The sequence below is a fragment of the uncultured Megasphaera sp. genome (assembly GCF_958350005.1).
GTDB lineage: Bacteria > Bacillota > Negativicutes > Veillonellales > Megasphaeraceae > Megasphaera.
The window spans coordinates 1-5,006 of the sequence record NZ_CATWFF010000145.1 but is presented as its reverse complement, the minus strand read 5'-3'; the positions used below and the strand labels follow the sequence as shown (position 1 = coordinate 5,006).

Sequence of the window (5,006 nt, the reverse complement as noted above, 5' to 3'; positions counted from 1 at the left end):
GAATCAGGGTAGCCATTCGAAGAACGATTATGATATAATATGTAGAGAATCAGTAAAAATTTTATATTGTGAAAATTATTTACGTATATTTCAATATATGAGAAATATGCGAGGGGACGGCGGTACAGCCGGTAAGAGGAGGCAGCAAGTAATGATTCAATTATATGATGGCGGCGTATATTTGGTACATGGCACTCAGATCGTACCGGAGCAGGAAGCGGCGAAAGTGGAAGCCCTTACAGGTCATGCACCCTGTAAGGAAGAAGCCCGCAAGGGGACGATTGCTTACGGTATTTTGAAAGCTCATAATACGTCTGATTCCATGGATCAGCTGAAAATCAAATTTGATGCCATGGCATCGCATGATATTACGTTTGTCGGCATTATTCAGACGGCGAAGGCTTCAGGAATGGAAAAGTTCCCCCTTCCTTATGTGCTGACGAACTGTCATAATTCACTGTGTGCTGTCGGCGGTACGATTAACGAGGACGATCACGTATTCGGCCTGTCAGCAGCTAAAAAATACGGCGGCATTTTCGTTCCTCCTCATATTGCAGTTATTCATCAGTATATGCGGGAAAAAATGGCCGGCTGCGGCAAGATGATCATCGGCTCAGACAGCCATACCCGGTATGGTGCCCTCGGGACGATTGCTGTCGGCGAAGGCGGCGGCGAACTGGTTAAGCAGCTCCTGTGCGATACCTATGACGTAGCCTATCCCGGCGTCATCGGCGTATATCTGACAGGCAAGCCCAGTCCGGCTGTAGGACCTCACGATATTGCCATTGCCATTGTCGGCGCCGTATTTAAAAATGGATACGTAAAGAATAAGATCATGGAATTTGTCGGCCCTGGCGTCGCTTCCATGAATACAGACTACCGCAACAGCGTCGACGTCATGACGACGGAAACGACGTGTCTTTCTTCTGTATGGCGTACTGATGACGATACGAAAGCCTACCTGACCCAGCATGGCCGCGGTGATGACTACAAAGAACTGAATCCGGCTGATGTGGCCTACTATGACGGCATGATCGTCGTTGACCTGAGCAAGATAAAGCCCATGATTGCCATGCCCATGCATCCGAGCAATGCCTTCACCATTGACGATCTGAACGCCAATCTCGGCGATATTCTCCGTGAAACGGAAAAGACCATTGCCAGCCGCATGAGTAATCGGGATATTCATTTCAGCCTGACCGACAAAATTGTAGACGGAAAACTTCATGTACAGCAGGGTGTCATTGCCGGCTGTTCCGGCGGCAACTACGGCAATGTCATGGCAGCTGCCCACATTCTGAAGAATGCCAGCTGCGGTGACGGCGTCTTCACTCTCGATGTCTATCCGTCGTCTCAGCCCGTATATATGGATCTGGTCAAGAAAGGTGCCGTTGCCGATTTACTGGCTGCCGGTGCTATTTTCAAGACTGCTTTCTGCGGCCCCTGCTTTGGTGCTGGCGATACGCCGGCCAATAATGCCTTCAGTATTCGCCATACGACGCGAAACTTCCCGAACCGTGAAGGTTCGAAGCCGGGGAACGGACAGTTCTCTGCCGTCGCCCTCATGGATGCCCGCTCTATTGCGGCAACGGCTGCCAACGGCGGCGTTCTTACGTCGGCTGAAGGTTATATGGATGATTATGTGGAACCGGAATATACCTACGATAACCAGTCTTACGCTTCCCGTGTATATCAGGGATTTGGCAAGGCAGAAGAAAAGGATGCCCTCGTCTATGGACCGAATATTAAGGACTGGCCGTCCATGGAAGCCCTTTCCGACAATATTCTGCTGAAAGTATGCTCCAAGATTATGGACCCTGTAACGACGACAGATGAACTCATTCCGTCTGGCGAAACGTCGTCGTATCGTTCCAATCCCCTGGGCCTGGCTGAATTTACGCTGTCCCGCCGCGATCCGGAATACGTAGGACGGGCAAAAGCCGTCGATAAGGCTGAACGGGCCCGCATGGCCGGAGAATGCCCGGCCGGCGTAGACAGCCAGTTAAAAGACGTATTTGCCAAACTGCAGGAAACCTTTGCCGATGCTGACATGGCTTCTACGGAAATTGGCAGCATGATTTACTGCGTAAAACCAGGCGATGGTTCGGCCCGTGAACAGGCAGCCAGCTGCCAGCGCGTTCTTGGCGGCCTGGCCAATATTTGCCGTGAATATGCGACGAAGCGCTATCGTTCCAATGTCATCAACTGGGGGATGCTGCCGTTCCAGATGGAAGGCGATCCGACCTTCTCTGTCGGCGATTATATCTATATTCCTCATGTCCGCCAGGCTCTGGAAGGCGATATGAAAGATATTAAAGCCTACATTGTCGGGCCGCAGCTGCAGGAAATTTCCCTGTATATTGCACCCATGACGGAAGATGAAAAGAAAATCGTCAAAGCCGGCTGCCTGATTAACTTCAACCGCAACCGTAATAAAAATTAAATACTGTATTATATAAGGAAAGTAAAGGGCAGCGCCGAGCTGTCCTTACTTTTTTACATGGTTTTACTTGCTCACGTAGTTTATAAAGTGTACAATAGAAGTGATAATTTAACAGAATCATATATTGAAGGGAGTCAGAATTATGGATTTTACAAAGCAATATATTGACGGCGCCTGGGTGCCCAGTGCGTCCCAGACATACATTGATGTGGAAAACCCGGCAACGAAGACGGTATTTGCCAAGGTACCGGCAGGCAATGCTGCCGACGTAGATGCAGCTGCCAAGGCAGCAGCCAAGGCTTTCCCGGCCTGGGAAGCTACGCCGCCTAAAACCAGAGTGGAATTGATGCAGAAAATGCTGTCCTATTTCCAGAGTATTGAAGACGATGTTGTCCAGGCCGTCGTATCGGAACTGGGCGCACCGGTTACCTTTGCCCGGGCCAATCACGTCCGCTATCAGTACGAACGCATTGAATCGTACATGGATCTGACCCTGCGGGCGCCTTTTGTAGAATATCTGCCGAAATCGACGGTATACCGCCGTCCTCTTGGCGTTATTGGCTGCATTACGCCGTGGAACTACCCGTTGGGACAGATTGTGCAGAAAGTTATTCCCGCTATTCTCGCCGGCTGCACCGTCGTATTCAAGCCCAGCCAGCATACGCCGCTGACAGCCTATTACCTGGCCGATGCCTTTGATCATGCCGGATTCCCGAAAGGCGTATTCAACCTCGTCGCCGGCCGGGGCAGTGAAATCGGCAATGCCCTGTGCGATCATCCTCTTATCAACATGATTTCCTTTACAGGATCGACGGAAGCCGGAAGCGGCGTAGCCCAGCGGGCTCTGGCCGGACTCAAGCGCATCAGCATGGAACTGGGCGGCAAATCGCCGTGCGTTCTCCTGAAACAGGATAACTATGAAAGCGGCATTCGCTCCTGCTTTAACTCCCTGTTCCTCAATGCCGGACAAACCTGCACGGCCTTGTCGCGGCTCCTCATTCCCCGTTCGGATAAAGGAAAAATTGAAACCCTTATCAAGCAGATTCTGCCGGAATATATTGTCGGCGATCCGACGAAGGCCGAAACAAAAATCGGGCCCCTTTCGTCGCAGCATCAGTATGATACGGTAAAAGGCTATATCCAGAAAGGCATTGACGGCGGCGCCCGTATTCTCGCCGGCGGACTTCCTGATGCCCCAGATGCAGGCTATTATGTTCGTCCCACTATTTTTGCAGATGTGACGAATGATATGGCTATTGCTCAGGAAGAAATTTTTGGCCCTGTCCTCTGCGTTATCCCTTATGATACGGTAGAAGAAGCAGTGAAGATTGCCAATGACACGCCGTACGGCCTCAATGCTGCCGTATGGGGACCGAAGACGCTGGCTCTGGACGTAGGCCGCCGTATTCTGGCCGGCAACGTATATATTAACGACGGCCCCCGCGATGTGGAAGCTCCTTTCGGCGGATTTAAGGAAAGCGGCATTGGCCGTGAAGGCGGCTTGGACGGCATTCTGGAATTTACAGAACCGCAGGCTCTCTTTGATCACGGTAATTAAGGCATATACCTGTAAAACAGGACAAGTCTTTTATATGAGTAAAACGTGCAGACCCAGTCAGGTGTCTGCACGTTTTTTTATTCTTCCCAATATCTGTCCAGAGCCGGATGAATTCCCGATTTGGGAGACGTACCATACCGTTTTTTCCAGGCCCGGTAGAACGTCGAATACTGTTTAAAGCCGCTGTCATAGCAGACTGTCGTCAGGGGGAGTTTCTTGCTCATCAGGCTGCGGGCCAGGGCCAGGCGCTTGGCCGTAATATAGGCGCCAGGAGAGTACCCTGTTTCGGCCTTGAAGATGTGCATGAGGTAGTCCGGACTCAGATACGTATGGTGAGCCAGCGTTTCAATAGATAAATCATCAGTCAGGTGGGCGTGAATGTATGCGAGAATCTGCTGAATTTTGGGATGCTCCCGCCCGGTCTTTACCGATGCCAGCCGTCTCTGGGAAACAGAACGGGCCAGGTGGAGCAGAAACTCCAGAAATACCGTATCTTTTAAGGCCGAGCTGTACATATCATCTGTTTCATGACAGCAGAGCTGGCGCAGCCGGCAGGAGGCACTGTACAGATTGTCTGCTTCCTGAGGCTGGCGCAGTACGGCTGCTCCGGCCTGGCGGAAGATGACGGAAAGATCGCAGTGACGCTGCTGGTATTCTTTTACATAGGCCGGCGAGATATAGGCAATGATCCGTTCATACGTCACTCCGGCCTCGGCATGGGGGCGGTGCAGAATTCCTGCCGGTATGATGACAATGTCGTAGGGCTGCAGATGATAGGATTTCCCTTCTATATCATACGTAACCTGTCCCTGGAGAAACAGCATGATTTTGCCGAATTCATGGTAATGATACGGACAGGTTACGCCCTGGTCATCGTCCAGATAAAACAGTTTCAGCGGTCCTGTCAGATATCCGGCATTCTGCGGCATGTCACATTCCTCCCTAAAAAAAGCAGTATTTGCAATAAGTATAGCATTATTTTCATATATTATCTATTTTCTGTTA

3 protein-coding genes are annotated in these 5,006 nt (G+C 50.8%); 2 read left to right on the top strand and 1 reads right to left on the bottom strand.

The window, feature by feature from the left end; genetic code table 11:
- Positions 1 to 151 precede the first annotated feature (151 nt).
- Both Q3886_RS08270 and Q3886_RS08265 read left to right on the top strand, forming a co-directional pair.
- Positions 152 to 2,443, top strand: coding sequence for a hydratase (locus tag Q3886_RS08270; RefSeq protein WP_301860886.1), 2,292 nt, complete (start codon positions 152 to 154; stop codon positions 2,441 to 2,443).
- Positions 2,444 to 2,585: 142 nt separating this feature from the next.
- A complete protein-coding gene (locus Q3886_RS08265) occupies positions 2,586 to 4,001 on the top strand; it encodes an aldehyde dehydrogenase family protein (protein ID WP_301860885.1) in 1,416 nt (471 codons plus the stop codon).
- 77 nt (positions 4,002 to 4,078) lie between these two features.
- Here Q3886_RS08265 and Q3886_RS08260 read toward each other — a convergent pair whose 3' ends face one another.
- Entirely contained in the window at positions 4,079 to 4,930 is an 852-nt protein-coding gene (locus Q3886_RS08260) for an AraC family transcriptional regulator (protein ID WP_301860884.1), read from the bottom strand.
- Positions 4,931 to 5,006: the final 76 nt, after the last annotated feature.

Excerpts from the sequence above, each read along its gene's own strand:
- Q3886_RS08270 (WP_301860886.1), top strand. The coding sequence starts at position 152 with ATGATTCAATTATATGATGGCGGCGTATATTTGGTACATGGCACTCAG.
- Q3886_RS08265 (WP_301860885.1), top strand. The coding sequence starts at position 2,586 with ATGGATTTTACAAAGCAATATATTGACGGCGCCTGGGTGCCCAGTGCG.
- Q3886_RS08260 (WP_301860884.1), bottom strand. The coding sequence starts at position 4,930 with ATGCCGCAGAATGCCGGATATCTGACAGGACCGCTGAAACTGTTTTAT.